The sequence below is a fragment of the Rossellomorea marisflavi genome, assembly GCF_009806575.1.
GTDB classification, from domain to species: Bacteria; Bacillota; Bacilli; order Bacillales; family Bacillaceae_B; genus Rossellomorea; species Rossellomorea marisflavi_A.
The window spans coordinates 1,577,176-1,601,047 of sequence record NZ_CP047095.1; the positions used below are offsets into that span (position 1 = coordinate 1,577,176).

21 protein-coding genes and 1 pseudogene are annotated in these 23,872 nt (G+C 49.4%); 13 read left to right on the plus strand and 9 right to left on the minus strand.

Annotation, left to right across the window (positions count from 1 at the left end):
- Positions 1-203: 203 nt before the first annotated feature.
- The 6 genes and pseudogenes from D5E69_RS08345 to D5E69_RS23355 all read left to right on the plus strand — a co-directional run bounded on the left by D5E69_RS08345 (position 204) and on the right by D5E69_RS23355 (position 10,477).
- A complete protein-coding gene (locus D5E69_RS08345) occupies positions 204-845 on the plus strand; it encodes a TVP38/TMEM64 family protein (protein ID WP_048004376.1) in 642 nt (213 codons plus the stop codon).
- The gene (gene lepB / locus D5E69_RS08350) at positions 842-1,402 is read left to right on the plus strand and encodes a signal peptidase I (RefSeq protein WP_048004375.1); all 561 of its coding nucleotides are present in this window, start codon (positions 842-844) and stop codon (positions 1,400-1,402) included. Before D5E69_RS08345 ends, lepB begins: the two co-directional genes overlap by 4 nt.
- Before the next feature lie 217 nt (positions 1,403-1,619).
- Positions 1,620-2,789: an endonuclease gene (locus tag D5E69_RS08355; protein ID WP_430757495.1), complete on the plus strand. Its 1,170-nt coding sequence runs from the start codon at positions 1,620-1,622 to the stop codon at positions 2,787-2,789.
- Between the two features lie 160 nt (positions 2,790-2,949).
- Entirely contained in the window at positions 2,950-6,426 is a 3,477-nt protein-coding gene (gene addB / locus D5E69_RS08360) for a helicase-exonuclease AddAB subunit AddB (RefSeq protein ID WP_159129546.1), read from the plus strand.
- On the plus strand, positions 6,423-10,148 hold the full coding sequence (gene addA, locus D5E69_RS08365; RefSeq protein ID WP_159129547.1) for a helicase-exonuclease AddAB subunit AddA: 3,726 nt from the start codon (positions 6,423-6,425) through the stop codon (positions 10,146-10,148). Before addB ends, addA begins: the two co-directional genes overlap by 4 nt.
- Positions 10,149-10,181: 33 nt before the next feature.
- Positions 10,182-10,477: pseudogene (locus D5E69_RS23355) on the plus strand (HNH endonuclease).
- A gap of 40 nt (positions 10,478-10,517) precedes the next feature.
- Here D5E69_RS23355 and D5E69_RS08370 read toward each other — a convergent pair.
- The 6 genes from D5E69_RS08370 to D5E69_RS08395 all read right to left on the minus strand — a co-directional run bounded on the left by D5E69_RS08370 (position 10,518) and on the right by D5E69_RS08395 (position 12,484).
- Positions 10,518-10,736 carry a spore germination protein gene (locus D5E69_RS08370; protein WP_048004371.1) on the minus strand — a complete coding sequence of 73 codons (219 nt, stop codon included), beginning with the start codon at positions 10,734-10,736 and terminating at the stop codon, positions 10,518-10,520.
- A gap of 63 nt (positions 10,737-10,799) precedes the next feature.
- Complete coding sequence (locus tag D5E69_RS08375; protein ID WP_048004370.1) at positions 10,800-11,198, minus strand: spore germination protein GerPE; 399 nt, start codon at positions 11,196-11,198, stop codon at positions 10,800-10,802.
- Between the two features lie 2 nt (positions 11,199-11,200).
- Positions 11,201-11,380, minus strand: a complete 180-nt coding sequence (locus tag D5E69_RS08380; RefSeq protein ID WP_048004369.1) for a hypothetical protein — start codon at positions 11,378-11,380, stop codon at positions 11,201-11,203.
- Complete coding sequence (gene gerPC / locus D5E69_RS08385) at positions 11,358-11,984, minus strand: spore germination protein GerPC (protein ID WP_159129549.1); 627 nt, start codon at positions 11,982-11,984, stop codon at positions 11,358-11,360. Before gerPC ends, D5E69_RS08380 begins: the two co-directional genes overlap by 23 nt.
- 32 nt (positions 11,985-12,016) lie before the next feature.
- Positions 12,017-12,250 (minus strand): spore germination protein GerPB, encoded by a 234-nt coding sequence (locus tag D5E69_RS08390; protein ID WP_048004367.1) that lies wholly within the window; start codon positions 12,248-12,250, stop codon positions 12,017-12,019.
- Between the two features lie 12 nt (positions 12,251-12,262).
- Positions 12,263-12,484 carry a spore germination protein gene (locus D5E69_RS08395; protein WP_048004366.1) on the minus strand — a complete coding sequence of 74 codons (222 nt, stop codon included), beginning with the start codon at positions 12,482-12,484 and terminating at the stop codon, positions 12,263-12,265.
- Between the two features lie 130 nt (positions 12,485-12,614).
- Here D5E69_RS08395 and D5E69_RS08400 point away from each other — a divergent pair, with 130 nt between their 5' ends.
- The 3 genes from D5E69_RS08400 (at position 12,615) to D5E69_RS08410 (ending at position 15,161) form a co-directional block, all read left to right on the plus strand.
- The gene (locus tag D5E69_RS08400; protein ID WP_048004365.1) at positions 12,615-13,817 is read left to right on the plus strand and encodes a DUF418 domain-containing protein; all 1,203 of its coding nucleotides are present in this window, start codon (positions 12,615-12,617) and stop codon (positions 13,815-13,817) included.
- A gap of 3 nt (positions 13,818-13,820) precedes the next feature.
- Positions 13,821-14,717: a fumarylacetoacetate hydrolase family protein gene (locus D5E69_RS08405; protein WP_148794823.1), complete on the plus strand. Its 897-nt coding sequence runs from the start codon at positions 13,821-13,823 to the stop codon at positions 14,715-14,717.
- A gap of 72 nt (positions 14,718-14,789) precedes the next feature.
- Positions 14,790-15,161, plus strand: coding sequence for a YisL family protein (locus D5E69_RS08410; protein ID WP_063191401.1), 372 nt, complete (start codon positions 14,790-14,792; stop codon positions 15,159-15,161).
- A 94-nt stretch (positions 15,162-15,255) separates the two neighbouring features.
- Here D5E69_RS08410 and D5E69_RS08415 read toward each other — a convergent pair whose 3' ends face one another.
- Positions 15,256-15,819 carry a DUF2777 family protein gene (locus tag D5E69_RS08415; RefSeq protein WP_148794826.1) on the minus strand — a complete coding sequence of 188 codons (564 nt, stop codon included), beginning with the start codon at positions 15,817-15,819 and terminating at the stop codon, positions 15,256-15,258.
- Positions 15,820-15,969: 150 nt separating this feature from the next.
- Here D5E69_RS08415 and asnB point away from each other — a divergent pair, with 150 nt between their 5' ends.
- From asnB to D5E69_RS08435, 4 genes are all read left to right on the plus strand, one after another.
- A complete protein-coding gene (gene asnB / locus D5E69_RS08420) occupies positions 15,970-17,817 on the plus strand; it encodes an asparagine synthase (glutamine-hydrolyzing) (RefSeq protein WP_148794829.1) in 1,848 nt (615 codons plus the stop codon).
- 306 nt (positions 17,818-18,123) lie between these two features.
- Positions 18,124-19,644, plus strand: coding sequence for a phytoene desaturase family protein (locus D5E69_RS08425; protein ID WP_159129550.1), 1,521 nt, complete (start codon positions 18,124-18,126; stop codon positions 19,642-19,644).
- Positions 19,641-21,143, plus strand: coding sequence for a phytoene desaturase family protein (locus tag D5E69_RS08430; RefSeq protein WP_159129551.1), 1,503 nt, complete (start codon positions 19,641-19,643; stop codon positions 21,141-21,143). The genes D5E69_RS08425 and D5E69_RS08430 overlap by 4 nt, the downstream gene beginning before the upstream one ends.
- The gene (locus tag D5E69_RS08435) at positions 21,109-21,939 is read left to right on the plus strand and encodes a phytoene/squalene synthase family protein (protein ID WP_048004358.1); all 831 of its coding nucleotides are present in this window, start codon (positions 21,109-21,111) and stop codon (positions 21,937-21,939) included. Before D5E69_RS08430 ends, D5E69_RS08435 begins: the two co-directional genes overlap by 35 nt.
- 84 nt (positions 21,940-22,023) lie before the next feature.
- Here the strand turns inward: D5E69_RS08435 and D5E69_RS08440 are convergent, their stop codons facing one another.
- Positions 22,024-23,409, minus strand: a complete 1,386-nt coding sequence (locus tag D5E69_RS08440) for an ammonium transporter (protein WP_048012949.1) — start codon at positions 23,407-23,409, stop codon at positions 22,024-22,026.
- 24 nt (positions 23,410-23,433) lie between these two features.
- Positions 23,434-23,775 carry a P-II family nitrogen regulator gene (locus D5E69_RS08445; RefSeq protein ID WP_048004356.1) on the minus strand — a complete coding sequence of 114 codons (342 nt, stop codon included), beginning with the start codon at positions 23,773-23,775 and terminating at the stop codon, positions 23,434-23,436.
- Positions 23,776-23,872: the final 97 nt, after the last annotated feature.

Genomic DNA, 23,872 nt, shown 5'->3' on the forward strand with positions numbered 1-23,872 from the left:
GTGTGATCCCGAAGCGGTTTTTTTCTGGGATCCTGCCCTTTCAGGGGGACGGATTGAAAAGGGGAGGTTTAAAGCGGCCCTTGCGAGGTTAAGGATGTATAATACAAACTGCGATATGGAAAATGAAACATGATATGATATGATGAAGAAAATATCACGAAATGAGTCTTTTTTTCATGGTCGTTTAAGGGGAAACATATACTATGGATATCCAAGCGTTCAAAGATTGGTTCACACTTGAAAACATTATGGACCTCATTCAGCAATACCGGTCATTCGGGCCCGTTCCGGGAATCCTTCTACCAATGCTTGAAGCCTTCCTTCCTTTTTTGCCGCTGTTTGTATTCGTCCTAGCGAATGCGAATGCGTTCGGTTTGTGGTTCGGATTCCTGTTTTCATGGATAGGGGCTTCTGCAGGGGCTTTGTTGGTCTTTATGCTGGTAAGAAGATACGGGGAAGCAAGGTTCTTCCGTTTCTTAAAGAAGAATAAACAGGCATCCCGTCTGACCCATTGGGTGGACAGGCACGGCTTCGGTCCTTTATTCATCCTGCTCTGCTTCCCGTTTACACCCTCGGCCCTCGTAAACGTCGTGGCCGGGCTCTCCCGTATCAGTATCGCTCAATATATGCTGGCCGTCATCACGGGAAAAATGGTGATGATTTTCACCATTAGCTTTATCGGTTATGATATTGTATCATTAGTGAAACAGCCGATCCGTACCGTCATCGTGGGAGCGATCATCTTCCTCCTTTGGTTTGTCGGCAAGCGCATAGAGGCTCATCTCAATAAAAAGCTTGAAATGGACCAGCGAAACGAACGCAAGAAGCAGGAGGAATCACATTGAAAGAACAGATAAAGAAAGAGGGCCTGGAATGGATCAAGGCACTTGCGATCGGATTGATCATCTTCATCGTCATCCGCACGTTCCTCTTTTCGAATTATGTAGTGGACGGCGAATCCATGATGCCCACCCTTCAAGACGGCAATAAGCTCGTCGTGAATAAAATCGGATATCAGATCGGGGATCTTCACCGCTTTGACGTACTCGTATTCCATGCCAATGAAAAAGAAGACTATGTAAAGCGCGTCATCGGGCTGCCGGGCGACACGGTCACCTATAAAAATGATAAACTTTATATAAACGGAAAATATTACGAAGAGCCATATCTGGATACGTATAAAGCAGAAAATTCTGGCGGGAAGCTTACTGGTGATTTCACCCTCGAAGAATTGACAGGGGATAAGAAAGTGCCAAAGGGTAAACTCTTCGTCCTTGGAGACAATCGCCGAGGCAGCGAGGACAGCCGATATTTCGGATTCATCGACCGAGAGCAGGTAGTGGGGAAAGTGAATCTCCGGTACTGGCCATTGAATGAGTGGGACGTCCAATTTAAAAACTGATCCTGAAGGAACTACCCGTACAAAACATTGAAGCACCGAGCAAGGCATCCCTGCCTTGCTTGGTGCTTTTTATCATGTCCCGGGTCGAGGGGCAACACCGGGATGAGCCGAATGGAGCATTTTCCTGGAAATGATCAAAAAATCGATCTCCACGGCCCCGTTATCCTGTACGCTAAAGGTAGACCATACCTGGGAGGGAAGAGTAGTGAAACAATACATGCGGATTACAGTGGTGCTGATCATGGCGGTCCTTTTGACGGCATGTGGGCAAGTGGCAGGCGATCAACCTGCAGGAAAGGAAGATGTTTCTCATCTTCAGATTGCAAAAAGAGACGCTTCCACACCGCTGACAGTAGAGGCTGCCCTTGAGCGCCAAGACGGTTCACTTGCTGAAGTAGCGGGATTTGTCACGGGTCAGCCTGTATCTGATTCGGAAGTGCTGACAGCCGGTTTCACGAATGACTATGCCCTTGCCCTCGCGGATGAACCGGGAGAAGCAGATCCGGAGAAGATGCTGTTTGTCCAGATCCCTTCTTCCAAAAGGCTTGAAGATGGCCTGAAGACGAATCCTGGCATAATCGGTAAGAAACGAGTGATCACCGGGAAACTGACCAGTTACTTCTCCCACCCTGGAATAAAGGGAGTCACCTCCATTTCACCGGGGGAGGAGGACGAGGGGAAAGAGGACGAGCCTTCGACAGATTCCGGAGGCTACTACTCAAGTGCTGAAGGGTTGAGCGGTGAAGCACTGAAATCGGCTCTTCACGACATCATCGATGATCACAGGGAGCTGTCTTATAGCGAGCTATGGGACGCGATGGCCAAAACGGATGAGGACCCCGATCATCCCGGTAATGTCATTCTGCTTTATACGGGGAGATCCCAGGCAAAGGAGTTGCACGGGGGAGATGTGGATGATTGGAACAGGGAGCATGTGTGGGCAAAGTCCCACGGGAATTTCGGAACGGCAAGAGGGCCGGGGACCGATCTACACCACCTGAGACCGGCCGATGTCACGGTCAATTCTTCCAGGGGGAATCTCGATTTCGATAACGGCGGTTCACCGCATGATGAAGCGGATGGGAATTTTTCCGATGAAGACTCATGGGAACCGCGGGACGAGGTGAAAGGCGACGTGGCACGGATGCTCTTCTATATGGCCGTCCGCTATGAAGGGGATGCCGGGGAATTGGATCTTGAACTGAATGACCGCGTGAATAATGGCAAGGCACCGAACCACGGGCGGCTGTCGGTCCTGCTGGACTGGCATGAATCGGATCCCGTCGATGACCGTGAAAGGCGGAGGAACGAAATCATCTATGAGGAGTATCAGGGTAATCGGAACCCCTTTATCGATCATCCAGAATGGGCAGATCAAATATGGTGAAAAGGACAGTCCGGGGCATCTTCCCGGACTGTTTTGCTTTCTGTTGGAAATCAGGCGGATTAGCATATTTTATAGACAATCTATATTATAATGAACCTATCCAAAAAAACATGTTACTTACCGGATAGACTAAGAGGATAACGGGAAAGGAGTGAGGGAGATGACGGTAAGATTCATTCTTGGACGCTCTGGAACAGGGAAGACGCATCGTATATTGCGAGAAATAAAAGAGGAACTGAGGGAACGTCCGCAAGGGACCCCGATCCTTTATATCGTACCCGACCAGATGTCCTTCATATCGGAATACGAGCTTGTGAACACACCGGGGCTGAACGGTATGATCCGTGCACAGGTATTCAGTTTTACGCGTCTTGCGTGGAAGATCCTCCAGGAGACGGGGGGCATGACCCGCTATCATTTATCGGACGTCGGCCTGAATATGATGATCAGGAAAATCATCGAAGAGAATAAAGGAGAATTGAGCATTTTCCGGAAGTCGTCTGAAAAACCCGGTTTCATCGGGCATGTGGAAACGATGCTCACAGAGTTCAAACGCTATTGCATCGAACCGGGCGACCTTGCCGCCTTCAAGGAAAACGGCATGGGGAAAAAGGTGCTCAGGGATAAACTTGCGGATCTTGAGCTGATTTATGAAGAATTTCAGTCTGCCCTGGCAGGGAAATACCTCGATTCGGAAGATTATTTTCAGTTGCTTTCCGATCAGATCCAGCATTCCGATCTCCTGCAGGATGCAGTCATCTACATAGATGGTTTCCATAGTTTCACCCCACAGGAATACAGGATCATCCAGCAGCTCATCCAGCGCACCCGCAAAGTGACCATCGCCCTGACGGCGGATGCCGGGGAAGTGAGACTCCCTGAGAACGAACTCAGCCTCTTCCGGATGACAAGTGAAACATATGGGATCATCCGGGAAGCCTGTATCGAGGCCGCTATACCGGTGGAAGAAGAAGTGATGGAGACGCCGATCCGCTATCAGAGCGGACCCCTCGCCCATCTGGAGCAGCACTATGAGACAAGGCCGGTCATCTCTTCCGAAGCAGAAGGCAATCGGATTGAATTTATGGAAGCATCGAATCGCCGGGCGGAGATAGAGGGGGTTGCACGGAAAATCCGGGAGCTTGCCCGTGGAAGGGATCACCGGTATAAGGATATCGCCGTCCTGGTCAGAAACGGGGCGGACTACAGGGATAAAATCGAAACGATCTTCCAAGACCATGATATCCCGTACTTCCTTGATCAAAAACGGACGATGCTCAATCATCCCCTGATTGAACTGATCCGCTCCACTCTTGAAATCATCTCTTCCAATTGGAGGTATGAACCCGTATTCCGGGCTGTGAAGACCGATTTACTATTCCCCCTTCACGAGGAACCGGGGGAGCTCAGGGAGAAAATGGATCGCCTGGAAAATTACGTCCTTGCCCATGGGGTGAAGGGAGACCGATGGGTGAAGAAGGACCGGTGGAAGTATCGTCGATTCAGGGGGCTTGAACACGTGGATTCTCCCCAGACCGACCAGGAAAAAGAAATTGAGCATGAAATCAACGAGCTTCGACTCTTTATCTCAGCACCAATCATCCGGTTGTCAAAACGGTTGAAAAAGCAGAAGACGGGGCAGGAATACTGCGAAACGCTCTTCGCCTATCTCGAGGAACTTGATATTCCTGCGAAGCTCGAGCGGAAGCGGGTGGAAGCGGAAGAGAACGGGGATCTGGTGGCTGCAAGGGAGCATGACCAGGCATGGGCCGCTGTCATGGACCTCCTCGATCAATACGTGGAGATCCTGGGTGGGGAAAAGACGAGCGTGAAGGCATTCGCCTCAATTCTCGATACGGGCATGGAAGCGATGAAGTTTTCCCTCGTACCGCCTGCCATCGATCAGGTCATCATTGCAGACCTTGAGAAATCAAGGCTCGCCCATATCAAAACTGCGTTCGTCATCGGTGTGAACGAAGGGGTACTCCCTGCCAAAGTGACCGAAGACGGTATCCTGTCGGATGAAGACAGGGAAACCCTGCAAATCGGAGGAGTGAAAGTTGGCCCAAGGAGCAGGACGAAGCTCCTGGATGAAGAGTTTGTAGCCTATAAAGCGTTCACGACACCGGGTGAACGATTGATCATTTCCTATCCGATAGCCGATGAGGAGGGGAAGGCTCTCCTGCCATCCCCCCTCATCAAGAGGCTCAAGGAACTGTTCCCGACAGCAGGACATTCCCTTGTCGTCAATGATCCAGCTGAGCTAGACGAACGTGGTCAGCTTGACTATGTCAGCCATCCCGGGGTTTCCATTGCCCATTTGACGACGCAGCTTCAGCAGAAGAAGCGGGGATACCCGGTCTTTGATTTTTGGTGGAATGTATACGACTACTACGTCACATCCGATCAATGGAAGTGGCATGCCGGCCATGTCCTCTCGAGCTTGTTCCATCGCAATGAATCAGCCGTCTTGACCGATGAGGCGAGCAAGGACCTGTACGGGGAACATATCCTGGCCAGCGTCTCAAGGATGGAAATGTTCCACGGCTGTCCATTCTCCCATTTTGCAAGTCACGGCTTGAAACTGAGGGAGCGGGAGTTATTCAGACTCGAAGCACCAGACATAGGGGAGATGTTCCACTCTGCCCTCAAATGGATTTCGGAAGAAGTGGAGCGTGCCGGCCTGAGCTGGGCATCCCTCTCCAGAAATCAGTGTTTAAGACTGGCCAAGGAGGCAGTGGCGATGCTTGCGCCGAAGCTGCAGCACCAGATTCTCCTCAGTTCCAACCGCTACCACTATATTGCACAGAAGCTTGAACAGATCATCGGGCGGGCGAATTTGATCCTCAGCGAACATGCGAAGGCCAGTGGTTTCGTACCCGTCGGCGTCGAACTTGGCTTTGGGCCGAAAGCGACGCTTCCCCCGTTCCAATTCAAACTGCGCAACGGTACGCAAATGGAGCTTCAGGGAAGGATCGACCGGGTGGACAAAGCAGAGGACCAGAATGGCGTATACCTCCGCATCGTCGATTACAAATCGAGCGCGAGGGACCTGGACATGACCGAGGTGTACTACGGGCTTGCCCTTCAGATGCTCACCTACCTGGATATCGTATTGAGCAATTCCAAGCAATTCGTAGGAAAAGAAGCGAAACCTGCGGGGGTCCTCTATTTCCACGTGCACAATCCCCTGATCAACAGCAAAAAGCTCCTTACCCTTGATCAAATTGAACAGGAGATTTTCAAAAGCTTCAAGATGAAAGGACTGGTGCTGGGGGACAGCGATGTGATCCGCCTGATGGACCAGACGTTGGATACCGGGAATTCAGACATCATTTCCGCGGGGATCAAAAAGGACGGCTCCCTGTCATCGAGATCGAAGGCGGCGTCGGGAGAAGACTTCCAGTACATGCGCCATCATGTAAGGAAAATGTATGAATCATCGGGAAATCGGATCGTCTCAGGTGAAACGGGCATCTCGCCATATAAACTGAAGGACCGGACACCATGTCAGTTCTGTTCCTACAAACCCGTCTGCCAGTTCGATCAGTCCCTTGAGGAAAATGAATACAGGGTACTGCCCGAGGCAAAGCCGGAAGACATCATGGCGAAGATAAGAGAGGAGGCTGATCAATGAGCAGTCATCATATACCTGTAAAACCAGACGAAGCAACGTGGACAGATGATCAGTGGAAGGCCATCTGGGCAAAAGGACAGGATGTCCTTGTGGCGGCCGCGGCCGGATCGGGAAAAACGGCGGTACTCGTGGAGCGTATCATTCAGCGTATCCTATCCGCACAAGACGGATTGGATGTGGATGAACTGCTGGTCGTCACCTTCACGAATGCTTCCGCGGCCGAGATGAGGCACAGGATCGGTCAGGCCCTTGAAAAAGCCATTGACTCTGATCCCCATTCCACCCATTTGAGGAAGCAACTGAGCTTATTGAACAAAGCATCGATTTCCACCCTCCACTCATTCTGCCTCGAAGTGATCCGCAAATATTATTATTTGATCGATATCGATCCCGGCTTCAGGATTGCCGATGCGACCGAGGGAGATCTTATGAGGGATGAAGTGGTGGAAGAGCTATTTGAAGAAGAGTACGGGAAGGAAGGGAATACCCCGTTCTATACACTGGTCGATACGTTTACGAGTGACCGGAGCGATAAAGCCCTGCAGGATATGATCCTCAAGCTTTATGATTTTTCACGTTCCCATCCCGCCCCGTCCCTGTGGCTGAACGGACTTGGTGAAATGTATGGCGTAGAAGGGGTCGGGAGTATCGATGAACTCCCGATTGCCGACCATCTCCACAGGGATATTTCCCTCCAGCTTGAAGGAGCAAAAGATTTATTTCTGCAGGCATTGAACATGAGCCGAATGCCTGGAGGTCCCGCCCCCCGGGCGGAAAATTTCCTCGACGACCTGGGTGTCGTCGAGATGCTTCAGCTCAAGCAGAAGGAGTCATGGGAGGCCCTTTACGACGGGATTCAATCCCTCCATTTCACAAAGCTGAAACCATGCCGGGGAGATGACTTCAATAAAGATCTCGTCGAGCAGGCAAAGGCCCTTCGCGATCAAGGAAAGAAAATGGTGGAAAAGATCCAGGAAGATTTCTTCTCCCGCCGGCCGGATTCGTTTTTGAGAGACATGGGCGAAATGCAGGCCGTCATCGTCACGTTGGCGGAACTCGTCTCTCAATTCGCAGTACGCTTCAAAGCGGCTAAAGAAGAAAAAGGCCTCGTTGATTTTGCCGATCTCGAACATTTCTGCCTTGATATCCTCAGGGAGCCCGGAAGTACGGAATTGATTCCTTCTGCGGCAGCGATGGAGTATAAGGAGAAGTTCAAAGAGGTGCTCATCGATGAGTATCAGGATACCAATATGGTACAGGAGTCCATTTTGAGGCTCATCACCGAAGAGGATGAAGGGAAGGGCAACCGGTTCATGGTAGGGGATGTGAAGCAGTCGATCTACCGTTTCCGTCTGGCTGAGCCGAACCTTTTCCTGGATAAATACAACCGGTTCGGCAGTGGCGGAACAGGCATGAAAATCGACCTTTCCAAAAACTTCAGGAGCCGAAAGGAAGTCCTGGACGGCACCAATTTCCTGTTCAAGCAGATCATGGGCATGAATATCGGGGAAATGGAGTATAACCGCGAAGCAGAACTGGTTCCGGGTGCACCTTATCCGGCGGATCGACCGTATCCCGTGGAGCTTGCACTCATACAACAGGAGGCGGGCGGCGGTGATGATCCCCTTGACGGGGAGGATATCGAAAAGTCCGTGCTGGAAGCGAGATTCATGGCGAAGAAAGTCAAAGAGCTCATCGAAGGCCGGGCGCTCATACATGATGCCAAGAGCGGTACGGATCGTCCGATTGAATACCGGGATATCGTCATTCTTCTCCGTTCGATGCCCTGGGCGCCGGAAATCATGGAAGAATTCAAGCGACACGGGATTCCAATTTACGCCAATCTGTCCACCGGGTATTTCGATGCCGTCGAAGTGGCCATCATGCTATCGCTTCTAAAAGTGATCGATAACCCATATCAGGACATCCCCCTGGCTTCCGTCCTCCGATCACCGGTGGTCGGTCTCGATGAAGAGGGCCTTGCGAGGATCCGGATCCATTCTAAAGCCGGTACGTACTATGAAGCATTGAAATCCTTTGCGAAAAAGAGGCCTCAGGGAGAACGGGATGAACAGGTGTATGAAAAAGTCCGCGTATTCTTGTATCATTTGGAACTATGGCGTACAAAAGCGAGACAGGGGTCAGTAACGGAACTGATCTGGCAGCTCTACAGGGATACGCGATTCTATGATTATGTAGGCGGGATGGCTGGCGGCAAACAGCGCCAGGCGAATCTGCGCGCTTTATATGACCGTGCAAGGCAGTACGAAGAAACATCGTTCCGGGGACTGTTCCGATTCCTTCGATTCATCGATCGCATGAGGGAGAGAGGGGATGATCTCGGGGTCGCCCGGGCATTGAGCGAGCAGGAAGACGTCGTCAGGTTGATGACGATCCATTCCAGTAAAGGCCTTGAATTCCCGGTTGTTTTCGTTGCAGGGACCACGAGGCAATTCAACCTTATGGACCTGAACGCTTCCTACCTCCTTGATAAGGATCTCGGGCTGGCGGTGAAATACACCGATCCGGTAAAGCGGATCAGCTACCCGTCCCTTCCACAGCTTGCCTTTAAACGAAAGAAGAAGCTCGAGGCGATTTCTGAAGAAATGAGGGTCCTGTATGTGGCCCTCACACGGGCAAAGGAGAAGCTGTATCTCGTCGGGACTGTCAAGAACATTGATAAAACCCTGGATAACTGGAAGCGCGGGGGCACGACGGAAGGGTGGCTGCTTTCCGACCATGAACGTTCAAAAGCCCTTTCGTATCTCGACTGGATCGGGCCTGCGGTGCTGCGCCACAGGGACGGAGATCCACTGAGGGAAGAAGTGCTTGCAGGGACGAATGAAATTGCCGATCATCCTTCCTCTTGGAAGATCAGCACATTCCAGGCAGCAGAGCTTATGGAAGAATCAAGTGATGATCAAGGGGAATCACAGGACTGGATGGACACTGTCAAGGCCTCTGAAGAGATGGGGATGGATTCACCTTTCAAAGAGGAAGTGCTCCACCGCCTTTCCTGGGCGTATCCTCATGAGAGGGCAACAAGCCTAAGGTCCAAGCAATCCGTTTCCGAACTTAAGCGGATGGTGGAAATCAAGGATGAAGCGGCAAGCAATGACATCCTGAGAAGACATCAGAAGCCGGTATATGAACGTCCGAAATTCATGCAGTCTAAGGACCTCTCCCCGGCAGAAAAAGGTACTGCCATGCATGCTGTCATGCAGCATCTTCCCCTTGGTGGAGCGGCACCCGGCGAAGCTGAAATACGCAGTCTGCTGGGAGACCTTCTCAAACGGGAGATCATGACGGAAGAACAGATTGCTTCCATCGACACCTCCCGCATCGAACAATTCTTCCACACTCCTGTCGGAAGCCGGTTATTGAAGGCAAATGAAATCCAACGGGAAATTCCGTTCAGCATGAGTGTCCCCCTGAGGGATATCGCCCTCGATGGGGAAGGCGCACCGGAAGAAACGGTCCTTGTACAGGGAGTGATCGACTGTGTGTTCCGGGATGAGGCAGGACTTATCCTTCTTGATTATAAGACGGATGGAATCCACGATCGATACGAGAATGGATTCGAGGAAGCAAGGCCGGTCCTGGAAGAGCGGTACAGGGTCCAAATCGAACTGTATACACGTGCCCTTGAATCCATCTGGAGGGAGCCTGTGAAACAGAAATTCCTCTACTTCTTCGATGGCGGGCATGTCCTCGAAATCTGACGGGCATCCTACGCGTAGGGAGGAGGGATAGCGATGGCCGAGGACCAAACATGCGAACTCTGCGGCAGGCCGGATGTGGAGACGACCACCCATCATCTTACGCCAAAAGAGGTGGGGGGACCTTTCTCCCGACGGCGGAACTTTGCATCCCCTGTCATAAACAAATCCATTCCCTCTATACGAATGAGGAGCTGGGTATCCGTCTGAATTCCATCGAAACCTTGCGACAGGACCCGAAGATATCGGCATTCATCAGATGGATCAGGAAGCAGCCATCTTCCAAACTCGTCAGAACGCGGAAAAGCAGGGAACGGCGGAAAAAAAGATGAACACAAAAAGCCAAAGGCCCGTGAAGGGGCTTTTGGCTTTTTAATTGTTGCCGGCAATGGGCTGGTCGACTACATTGCAGTCAAAAGTCGTTGTGGCACTGAATACATTGTAGGTGAGCTGGAACGGACCGGTATTGAATCCTCCGGAGCCACCATAGGTTTTAGAGGCGTTTTTGGGTGAAATGATCCCCGTGTCTCCGAATTGGACATTCCCCCCGCCGATATTCAGGATCGAGACGGGGCCGACTAATGCTGGCATATCTACCATCTCCTGTCGCTAGTAAGGCTATCATCATTAGCCTATGTGATTGTATGAAAATTGTTAATTGGGCCCTTCGATTTCTTCTGTCTGCCCCGATCCTCCTTGGGTATCTTCCAGCTGCCGAATGTGTTTTACCCTGGCATCCATGGATACAAGGGAAACATTCCCTACATGGACGATGGAGGAGAAAGCCGTTGCTTTTACAAATAAGCGGTTAACCTTGATGGGACACAGGCTCAGCCGTGAGACCTTTACTCTTGGATCAATGGGGGCTTTTTGAATGGGGGACTGGAACACCCGATAATCGTAGCTCCCTTCGCTGGACAGGAAGAATTCCTGCTCGCGCTGGACAGCGTATGCCCACGAGACGGAATCGATGTTCCGTGTATCCCCGAGTTGATAAAAAGAGCTGAATGCCAGGGTGATGCCTTCGAGTTGGTTCACGATGGAATAACGCATGGTTAACCTTTCGGGGTCAGCGGTACAAAAGGTCCGATGATCAGGGATTCGGCAGGAGTGTCAAAGGCTGAGGTGAGCTGGATGATATCAGCGTCGCCGATCAGCACGAGGGAAGAGCTGGCAACCCCTGCAATATCGATGTTTCCAACGGATAATTCCCTATTGATTACCTGGAGGTTCATGTTGATTCATCCCTTCCATATTGTTTGGCATTTGAGACATGAAGGTGTACAGTGCGGTCTGGATATCCTGTTTGATCCGGGATAGCACTTTGGCTTCCCATTCTTCTTTCGTATGGCGGCCCTCCATGTAGGGGATCGTTTCAAGATAGAACTCGATCCTTCCCGGCATTTGATTCAGGAGGTCCTGTTGGATCATCTCATGATACTGGGGGTCCAATGAACGTTGGAATTGCATTTCATTATCCTGTATCAAGACGGGAAGTTCTTCTTTTATATACCTTCCGACTGCTTCAGCAAGCCTTGACTTATAGGGCCCGAGATCCTGCATGGACTTGACGTTGACGTTTTGCTCCACCGCAAGATCCTCGATGGTTTCTTTCAGTGAGTTCGGGTTCAGCCCGATATTCAATGTGCCGTCAAGGGACTCCACCTTGAGCTGATCGAATTTATATTCAATCTTCTCCACGTTGATTGATGGAGAGTCCCTCATGTTCTGGAGTTCAGCGGAGAGATCATTCATCCTTTTTTCTAACGCGGCAATCTTTGAATGGAGATTTTCAATATATTGATAGAGTTGTTGTGGGGTCATATAGTAATTATTCATGGTACCACCTCTTTCAGTGCCGCGTGATTTCCTTACGATTCGCCTGGGGGTTGAAGAGGGACGAAGGGAGGAACGGATTGTGATTGTCCTCCCGTCCCCCCGTTCTTTTGTGCCTGTGGAGCAGGTTCAGTGAATCCGCCTGTATTATAAAGGTAATCGTTTGTGGCGATTTGTCCGCACGTCCCGATCTGAAGCACCGAGGAGTTTGACATTCCGCCGATTTTGATGAATTGGATTTGGATGGACTGCTGCACATAATAATTCATCTCGCCACTTCCTTATACGTTTAGGATAATCCCTTGATCCATCGTGTCGTCATCCACCGTGTACGTCAAGGAGCTTTCGTTATAGACGGATATTCCGCGTCCGGTGATGAAGGATCCAGCTCCTGCAAAGGTCTTGGCCGTTGAAATGGGGCTGATATTGAATACGTCACCTATATGGAAAACACCGCTCGAACCAATGCTGATCACTTGGGCGAAGCCTACGATCGCGGGCATAAAATACTCACACCTTTATTTATCAATAATTAGTACCAATGTATGTGAGAATTTTGCAAAAGTGACAATCGCCTAATCGGCCGTTTCGATGTACACTAGAGTAGAAGAGATTAAGAAAGGGGGACGATTCATGGCCGTATTATCGCCTGTGAGTCAATCGGAAAGAATAATCAGCCTTGATGTGATAAGAGGTTTTTCACTTCTCGGGATCTTGATCATCAACATGATTTCGTTTCATTCGCCATTTCTGTATATGGACCCGTATTCCTGGTGGAAAACGCCTGGTGATACAGCGTTGTATCCCTGGATCGATATCTTTGTCCAAGCCAGTTTTTATCCGCTGTTCGCCATGCTGTTCGGATACGGCCTGGGTATACAAAAGATCCGGGCCGATGTAAAAGGGACATCCTTTTATATGTTCGGGATCCGGAGGCTGTTGATTTTACTAATCATCGGCTGCCTGCACGCCTTTTTCATCTGGTCGGGTGACATCCTCATCAACTATGCGGTATTTGGGCTGATGCTCCTCTTGTTCATGAACTTGCCTGGAAAATGGCTCATGCTGTTGGGAGGCGCCATGCTGCTCCTGCCTCAGGTGTTTTTCAGCTCTTTGCTCGTATTGATGACATTCGTCGATCCTGAAGGCGTAAGCTTTTACTCGGATATTGCATCGCTTCAGAACTCGGTGGCTGCTTATGGAAACGGGTCATTCAGCGACATCATGAGTCAGCGTTTTTCTGACTGGTATGCTGTGAACGGTCCGGGGAATTTTATCTTCCTTGCCCTGTCGATCCTGCCCATGATGTTGCTCGGAGCAGGGGCGAGCAAACTGAGATTATTGGAGAAAGTCGCCATACATAAGAAAGCCTGGCTATGGATCGGGATCTCTACATTGGTGATCGGGACTGCCGTCAAATCACTGCCGTTTCTGATCGAGGCCAACACGGCCTATGGCTATATCCAGGATTTCCTGGGAGGTCCGTTCTTATCAGTATCTTATGCAATAATACTCTCATTATTATTGCAGAACCAAAAAATCTTGAAGTGGAGCAAGCCTATCGCTTCGATGGGGAAGATGTCGATGACCAACTACCTGCTTCAATCGATCATCGGAACCCTTATCTTCTATTCTTATGGACTCGGACTCTACGGGGAAGTCACGCTGACGACAGGGACTCTCCTCGCAATCGGGATCTATATCGTCCAGGTCATCTTCTCAGAGATCTGGCTCACGTATTTCAAGTACGGACCAGTAGAGAAAGTGTGGCGGTCACTGAGCTACGGGAAGCGGAATCTGTCTCCTGACAGGTACCACCAAACCAAGGGGGAGTAAACGATGAAATTAGTCAGTTTTGCGGAAAATGACCGCGTATCGTATGGGATCTGGACTGAAAACGGGGTAGTGGATGTATTCGCTGCCAGCACTGAGCTCGGAGAAGGACATGCGCTGCCGATGGATGTGAGGAGTGGAATCGTGGAAGGGGACGGGTTCCTGGAAAGGATTGAGGAAGCATGGGGTGCCATGGATGAGGAAGCCCGGGAAAGGCACACCTATGGTTCCGATGCCATCCGTCTTCTCCCGCCCCTCACATCACTCGGGAAAAATATCATGTGCGTCGGTAAAAACTACCGTGATCATGCGATCGAGATGGGGTCGGAGGATGCACCTGAAAACATCATGATCTTCACCAAAGCACCAACCACCCTGGCTGCTCCAGGGGAAGAGCTCCCTGTCCATGCTGAGCTTACGGAACAGCTTGATTATGAAGGAGAACTTGCCGTTGTCATCGGACAGGGCGGACGCGGCATTCCTGTGGAAAACGCCATGGACCATGTCTTTGGCTACACGATCCTCAATGACATCACGGCAAGGGACCTGCAGAAAAAGCACGGTCAATTTTTCCTTGGCAAAAGCCTCGATGCTACCTGTCCGATGGGCCCATATCTTGTGACGAAGAATGAAATCGATGACCCTCACGATCTGTCCATCACCACAAAGGTCAATGGGGAAGTCAGACAGTCCTCGAACACGAAGAACATGATGTTCAAGATCAGCGATATCATTTCGATCCTGTCAAAAGGGATGACCCTCGAGCCGGGTGATGTGATTGCGACGGGTACCCCGGCAGGAGTAGGGAAAGGCTTCAACCCTCCTAAATTCCTCAAGGGTGGCGATCTGGTTGAAATTGAAGTGGAATCAGTAGGAAAATTGACAAATCGGTTACAGTCCTAGATAAAATTTTGGAATGGTGGCGGACTATGGTAATATTATGAGCGTAAATATACTCTTTTTAGGAGGGTTCACATGTTTTATAGAACGGATGCTCATATTACTACGTGGGTAGTCGCCATTATCCTGTTCTTTGTCGCACTAGCGTTGCATCGAGCAGGTAATGCCAAAGCGATGAAGATTGTACATATGATCCTGCGATTATTCTACATCCTGATCATCGTGACAGGAGCATTATTATTCTGGAAGAACCAAGGATTCGATCCTGCACTTTATGGAGTTAAAGGGTTGGTCGGTATTTGGGTGATTGCCATGTTCGAAATCATCCTCGTGCGCTTGAATAAAGGGAAGAGTACGAAAGTGGCTGCAATCCTTCTTGTCATCTCTTTATTGGCCGTCCTTTATCTTGGATTCAAGTTGCCACTCGGAATTAACTTCCTGGCATAATACAAAAAAGCCGGTGCACTCGTTTGAGTGCACCGGCTTTTTTATGGTCTTGGATGTGCGATATTTGACGGTCAGAACAAGCCGCAGCCTATCGTTACTTCACAATATTCTCTATTACAATCCTTTTGCCGGTGCTGAGGGTGAATTCGAAGCGGTCGCGCTGCTTTTTGTAGTAAGTGAAGTGGTGTTGAACCGCGCAGATTTCATCCCCGTTGTCGAAGGTTATGAAGTTCACGCCCTGTTTGATTTTCTGGTTTCCGAGGAATACCAGATGGTTGTGACAAAAAATACAGTCATAAATGGAATAGTTCAGATTATTCAAAGTGGTGATGAACTGGTTGAATGCGTCATCGGTTATTTCCTCCATCAGGTTTTCGAGGGAGAATAAGATGCTTTTCTTAATCAAGATCCGGTCCCCGTTCTCGATTCTGATCTTCTCATATGGGGTTGCAAGGATGCCGTCCTCAAGCAGGACCCCCGTGATCCATTCATCATCCCTGTACAGTCTGAGTTCCTGGTGAAGATAAAAATCCAGTTCCGATTCCTCTTCGGCATCTATCTCAAAGAAATACCATATATCATCTTCTAAGAGCACGGTCCCTTCGGAATATGCCCGCTTTTGGGATTTTAAGATGTTTGATCGATAAATATTGCTCAAATGAATATCCCTCCTTAACTACATTACTTATCATTATTATCATATTTCATTCATATAAAATTGATTGAGTCAATTAACCATTTCCCTTTAGAAGCATAAGATAATCTACATGTCGAAGAGCTGTTTTCTACGAAAGTGAGGATGATGACCATGTGCGGGATCACAGGATGGGTACATTTCGAGCGAAATCTGACAGGTGAACGAGGGATTGTAAGGGAGATGGCGGAAACGTTATCAAAGAGAGGACCCGATGAGAATAATTTGTGGGGCGGTGAACATGTCCTGTTCGGTCATAAGAGGCTGATCGTGGTCGATCCGGAAGGCGGACGGCAGCCCATGTCCATCCAGCATGAAGGGAAATCCTATACAATTTGCTACAACGGTGAGCTATATAACACGGAAGATCTCAGGGATGTATTGAGGGGAAAGGGATATACTTTCCGGGGACATTCGGATACAGAAGTCCTCCTCACATCCTATATCGAATGGAAGGAAGAGTGCGTTGATCACTTGAACGGAATCTTTGCCTTTGCCGTCTGGGATGAACAGGAAGGGCGGGTTTTCCTTGCCCGTGACCGACTCGGCGTCAAACCCCTGTTTTATACCGAGAAAGACGGTGGTCTCTTATTTGCTTCGGAAATCAAAGCGTTGCTGGCCCACCCTGATATCGAACCTGAGATCGATCTTCAGGGGTTGAAGGAAGTGTTGGGACTCGGGCCATCGAGGACCCCGGGGCATGGGGTTTTCAGAGGGGTACAGGAACTGCGCCCGGCATTCGCCATGAGCTTCGGTCCTGAAGGTGTGAAGAAGTGGAGATACTGGAATGTGAAAAGTGAGAAGCACACAGATTCCTTCGAAGAGACTGTTGAAAAAGTGAGATTCCTCGTGATGGATGCGATCAAAAGGCAGCTTGTATCGGATGTGCCCCTGTGCACATTTTTATCAGGGGGTCTTGATTCCAGTGCCATCACGGCGGTGGCTGCCAATTGCTACAGGGATGAAGGGAAGGGGCAGCTCCATACGTATTCCATCGATTACGAAGGGAATGAGGAACACTTCAAGGCCAATGATTTCCAGCCCAATGCCGATGCGTACTGGATTGATCAAATGACCCAAGAATTCGGAACGGTTCATCACAGCTGCGTCATCGATCAGGAAAAGCTGAAGGACTATCTCACGCAGGCAGTCCTCGTGAGGGATCTGCCTGGCATGGCCGATGTCGATTCGTCCCTTTTATGGTTCTGTGAGGAAATCAAACAGGACTTCACGGTCGGTTTATCGGGAGAATGCGCGGATGAGATTTTCGGGGGGTACCCATGGTTCCATCGGAGTGATGATTTCAATCGCAGAGGATTCCCGTGGATGCGCTCAACAGAAGAAAGGCAGGGTTTGCTGAAAGAAGAATGGAGAAACAAGCTCAATCTTGAAGAATACGTCCTGGCCAGGTACGAGGATACGGTAGAAGAGACTCCTTTGCTTGAAGGGGAATCGGATGAAGAGGCGAAAAGGAGGCAGATGTTCTATCTGAATCAGCTATGGTTCATGACGACCCTCCTGGACCGGAAGGATCGCATGAGCATGGGGGCTAGCCTCGAGGTCAGGGTGCCTTTTGCCGATCACCGCCTTGTAGAGTATGCGTGGAATATCCCTTGGGAGATGAAACACCACGAAGGAAGGGAAAAAGGTCTTCTTAGAAAAGCACTTGAGGGCATCCTCCCTGATGAGGTACTTTACCGTAAAAAGAGCCCTTACCCGAAAACACATCATCCTAAGTATACAGAACTTGTACGTGAATGGCTCTCAGAGATCCTGGAAGATGAAACGAGTGTCCTTCATACCTTATTCGAAGAAGAAAAGCTGAAGGATATCGTCCAATCCGGCGGTGCTGCATTCCAGACTCCTTGGTACGGTCAGCTCATGACAGGGCCGCAGCTTCTTGCCCACCTGGCACAGATCCATGTCTGGTTCAAAACCTACAATATTAAAATCGTTTCCTGAACCTACCGCACCCCGGACAAATGCCCGGGGTGTTTTTTATGGAGAAACCCTGTTCCAGCAGGTGTGATGGCGCTCAACTGGAGGCTTCGTGATTAAAATGAACTTTTGCTCATACTAATCATTAAATAGCAAAAAAGAGGGTAAACTAAGAGGGATGCTTTATATGACTATTTTTACATATGGCAAAAAAGAAATTTGTTAGTAAAATAGAGTGTTAATCTTTGTGCCCATGAAAGAAGCATTGTATACTTAATTTATAATCAATGTTCAGGTATTGTATAAACTTTGTACAAGGAGGAAGAGAAGATGTCCAAAAATGTGATTGTCATCGGAGCGGGACCTGGAGGTTTGGCTTCTGCCATGCTTCTGGCCAGTAAAGGATATGAAGTCGATGTATACGAAAAGCACTCCTTTGTTGGCGGTCGTAACGGTGCCATCAAACAAGACGGATATACATTTGATATCGGGCCGACGTTCCTAGGCATGCCGGAGATTGCGGAGGAACTTTTTGAAGCGGCAGGGAAAAACCTTCATGATTATGTGGATCTGAAGGAGCTGCCCATGATGTACGAACTGAAATTCAAAGATAAAGATGTGAAAATGTACAGGGACCCAGAACAATTGAAAAAGGAAATCGAGCGACATTTTCCTGGGAACGGAAAAGGGTACGAGCGATTCATGAATGATACACGCAAGAAGATGGACCGCTTGAAACCCATCCTTCAGAGCCCGATGGACCAATACTATCAATATATCAGCTGGAAAGTCTTGCGGGCCCTGCCTCAGCTTTCCCTCGGTAAGTCACTCTACAGTGTGCTGAGTGATTACTTCACCGATCACGAACTGAGACTTTCATTTACCTTTCAGTCCAAATATTTGGGTATGTCACCTTGGGAATGTCCCGGGGCTTTCTCCATCCTTTCTTTCATGGAACACGAGTACGGTGTATTTCATCCCATCGGCGGGGTGAATCAACTTTCAGAAGCGATGGCGAAAGTCGTAAGAGAGAACGGAGGAAAGATCCATCTCTCGACGGGGATCAAAAAGCTTTGGCTTGACGGGAAAAACGTCAAGGGGGTCATCCTGGAAAATGGGGAGAGGGTATCAGCCGATGAAGTGGTCATTAACGGTGACTTCGCCCACGTGATGACGAATTTGGTGGATGACGGTGTGCTGAAGAAGTACAGCAAAGAAAAGCTTTCAAAGAAAAAATATTCCTGCTCCACCTTCATGATCTACCTAGGACTCGATAAAAAATATGACCTGCCTCATCATACGATCCTTTTCGCCGATGATTACAAAAAAAACGTAGAAGAGATCACGAAAACGATGGAGTTGTCAGAAGATCCCTCCATCTATGTTCAGAATGCGTCCGTGACGGATCCCACCCTCGCCCCGGAAGGCCACTCGACGCTTTATGTCCTGGCCCCGGTACCGAATAATATGAGTGAAATCGATTGGGCAGATAACCAGGAAGACTTCAAGGAGCTCGTGATTCGTTCTCTGGAGGAGAGAGCCGGCCTCGAGGATATCCGGAGTCATATCCGGTTCGAGAAGGTGCTGGATCCCCATCAATGGGAGATCGACTTTAACATCTACAAAGGAGCAACCTTCAATCTTGGTCATCAGCTTACCCAAATGATGGCCCTCAGACCTCATAATAAATTCGAGGAGCTTGATCACTGCTGGCTTGTCGGTGGGGGGACCCATCCGGGCAGCGGTCTGCCGACGATACTCGAATCGGCCCGGATCACCACGTCCATCATGATGAAGGAAGACGCATCCAGGACTTCGGCTGCTCACAGGGAAATGGAGGAAGCACTATGAAGGTCGCTGTAGCAGGCTCGGGAATCGGCGGGTTGATTACAGGATTGCTCCTTGCGAAGAATGGTCACACTGTGACGATCTTTGAAAAAGAAAAGGACATTGGAGGCAGACTTGCGTTTGTCACCAAGGGGGACTATAAGATCGATAAAGGCCCGACGATCGTACTGCTGCCCGACATGTTGATGTCCATTCTTGCCGATGCGGGTGTGAATACAGAAGAAATCGAGCTCATACGCTGCGATCCCCTCTATGGAATTCACTTCCCCGACGGGCAGACCTACAGGAAATTTGCGGATCTTGAAACGCAGATGGATGAAATACGTCGGGAGTTCCCCGGGGATGAGGAAGGTTTCAAGAGATTCATGGCTGATATGGATGAACGGTTTGCCATCGGGGAACCACAATTCCTCCAGTCCTCCTTCCTTGGTATAAAAGACTATATGAATCCAAAGACGATCGGCTCCCTCATAAAGCTCAAAGCCTACCGAACAGTCATGTCGAACCTGAGAACATACTTTTCCCATGAGCGGTTACAGATGTCATATGGATTGCAATCCCTCTATATTGGAGGGAACCCTTATTCCACTCCCGCCATCTACAGTCTTGTGTCCTTCAGTGAACATAAGCACGGAATCTACTATATTAAAGGCGGGTATGCGAGTATACTTGAACCGGTCAGAAAGGCATGCGAGAGACTCGGGGTGGAGATCAAAACCTCGTGTCCGGTCGAGAAAATCCTTGTAAAGGATGGCAAGGCGAAGGGGATCCGGTCAGATGAGGGAGACTTTCTGGCCGATGCTGTCGTAGTGAACGGTGATTTTCCCGGTACCCATTCCCTCATGGAACGTCCATCCGATAAAAAATATAAGCCTTCTTCCGGATGCGTCCTGTTTTATATGGGAGTCAAAGGTACCTACCCTGATAAAGATCTTCACCAGTTTTACCTCAATGAACATTTTTCGAAAAATATGAAGGAGATCTTCGAGAAAGGGAAAGTGCCCTCAGAACCCTCATTTTACGTCTTCAATCCATCCATCGTGGACGAATCCCTTGCACCCGAGGGGAACAGTGTCCTCTACGTTCTGGTCCCTGTTCCCGCATCTGAAAAGATTGATTGGGAGGACGCTTCTGGATATCTTTCGTCCTATATTTTAGATACAATGGAAGAGAGCGGATTCGACGATTTGAGGGGGCGGCTGAATTGGATGGAAACAAGGACGCCTGATCAGGCCAGGCAGGAAGGGCTGTATGCAGGAGGAAGTTTTGGCATAGCCCCTGCTCTTGGACAATCCGGTCCTTTCCGTCCACAGGTGCAGCCGTTTCCGGAGAAGAATGTGTTTGCTGTCGGAGCATCAACCCATCCCGGTGGGGGTGTGCCCATTGTCATGCAAGGGGCAAAACTGGTTGAACAGGCCGTACAGAGATATTTTGAAGAGGAATTAGAAAGGAAGGATGTGACCATGGATGAACAGGATTTCGGCAGCATACGATCACTGTGAATCGGTGATCAAACATCATTCAAAAACATTTTTCAGGGCATTTTCCCTCCTGCCGAAGAATCAGCGCAGAGCAGTGTGGGCGGTATACGCTTTTTGCCGTAAAGCGGACGATATCGTGGATGAGGGCAGTCCTCCTGAAGTATTGGATCGATTCGAGAGAGAATTTGAGTCCTTTCTTGAAGGGACTTTTGAAGAGCAACCGATTTGGATTGCCCTCGATGATGTCTTCAAGCGCTTCAATATGGACCGGGAAGCGTTCCGGGATATGATTAAAGGACAGCGCATGGACCTTGCCGGCAGGAGATATATGAAGATGGATGATGTGTTGGATTATTCCTACCATGTAGCGAGCACGGTCGGACTCATGCTCCTTCCGATCCTTGCGCCAGGCAAGGAAAGAGAACTGCGTGAAGACGGGATTTATCTAGGTTATGCCCTGCAACTGACGAATATCTTGAGGGATGTCGGTGAAGATCTGGACAGGGGCAGGCTCTATCTTCCTCAGGATCTGCTGGTAAAGCACGAGTGCTCGGTGGAAGATCTGCGTGAAGGGCGGACTACAGAAGCGTTCCGTCTCGTCTGGGAAGAAATGGCCGGTATGGCGGAACACTATTACAGTCTATCCATGAGGACGATCGGCCTTTATCCGATCTACTCCAGGGCTCCTGTAAAGGGCGCGGCCCTTCTGTATAAGGAAATCCTTAATGAAGTACGTAAGAATGGTTATGATGTCTTCTCAAAAAAGAACTTTGTATCTGGTGATGAAAAGGAAAAAATCATCTCGACGATATCATAAAAAGAGCTTCCTGTCGCATGCTTTCAGACAGGAAGCTCTCTTTTTGGGTTAAAAAAGAACTGCCCCGAAGGACAGTCCATTTCATTATACGCTGCTACGCTGCTTGAGGGAGTCTTCTGCCGATGGAGTGCCGATCGAATTCAACCGCTCGACAAGATCGCTGCCGAATGGGCTTGAAGCGATATCTGGCTCAAGAAATGTATCTTTCAATTCGTATGCGTTAGAACCGTGTTCTGCAAAATCCAAGCCTGAAAGCTCTTCTTCCTGAGACACGCGGATACTTGAAACTCTTGTCACGATAAACAGGAAACCGCCTACGGTGACAGCTGTCCAGGCGATGACGGCAAGTACGCCCAAGGATTGAACCCCTAGGAGGGAAGCGCCACCTCCGTAGAACAATCCGTTTTGAACATCGAATAATCCAACGGCGAGCGTACCCCAGATTCCGCAAATCCCATGGACCGCAATGGCACCGACCGGATCATCAATTTTGAGGAACGAATCCAACAGAGTGACACCTTCAACCAGGATCACTCCGGCAATCAGACCGATGATGATGGCGCCGGTCAGGGAGACATTTGCTGTACCTGCCGTAATGCCGACTAGACCACCGAGTGCACCATTGAGCGTCAGGGAAGGGTCGATCCGATTATAACGGAAAAGTGTGTACAAGGCTGAAGATATGATGGCAGCAGATGCTGAGAACAAGGTCGTGCCGATGACCATGGGTACAAGAGAAGGATCAGCAGCAAGGGTGCTGCCCCCGTTGAATCCGAACCACCCAAACCAAAGGATGAAGACTCCGAGTGCACCAATCGGGATGTTATGTCCTGGAATGACGTTGACCTTTCCGTTCTGATACTTGCCGGTCCTTGCGCCGAGGAATAGGACGGTAATCAGTGCCCCTATTGCTCCAGTCAAATGCACGACAGTGGAACCAGCGAAGTCAACGAATCCCAGTTCAGAAATCCAACCTCCACCCCATACCCAGTGCCCGACTACCGGATAAATCAGGGCGGTCATGGCAACGGTGAGGACCATATAGCTTTTGAGCTTCATGCGTTCTGCTACTGCACCTGAAATGATGGTGGCACAGGTCGCGGCGAAAACGGATTGGAAAACGAAGAATCCGATGTCTTCACGACCTGATAAAAGGAAACCATCACTTCCGAATAATCCACCGATATCTTTTCCGAACATGATCCCAAAGCCCACGAAGAAATAAATCAACGATCCTATGGCGACGGTCAAGACGTTTTTCATAAGAATGTTCAATGTGTTCTTTGCCCGTGTGAACCCGGACTCTACCATTGCGAATCCGGCATGCATGAAGAATACAAGAATCGTTGCGATCATGACCCAGGTTGAATCAAGTGAAGCCTGAACCGACTCGGCTGTAGGAGCTGCAGCGAATGCTTGACTCCCGATAAAGAAGGATAATAGAAGCAGAATAGATATTTTTTTAATCATTGTAACCCCTCCAATAATGTTTTTTTACAGAACAGCTTGCTTTCCTCTTTCTCCAGAGCGGATACGGATGACTTCTTCAACAGGATAAATGAAGATCTTTCCGTCTCCGACTGTGTTGGTGCTGCAGTATTCCACAATGAGATCGACAATATCTTCTACTTGTTCATCATCAACAACCATTTCAACTTTGATCCGGGGGACCAGCTTGATTTCGAATTTGTTGCCCCTGAATATCCCCTGTTTCCCTTTTTGCTTGCCGCAGCCGGCTGCTTCCGATACGGTCAATCCACTGAATCCCCTTGTGCTGAGTGCTTCACGTAAATTGATGAATGCCTCCGCTCGAATGATGGCTTCCACTTTTTTCATTTTTTCGCCTCCTGAGATTTGATGTTAGTTTTTATGACATGAATAAGTTATATGAACTATCATATTCAGAAAATATAAAAAGTTCAAGTGTTAATTT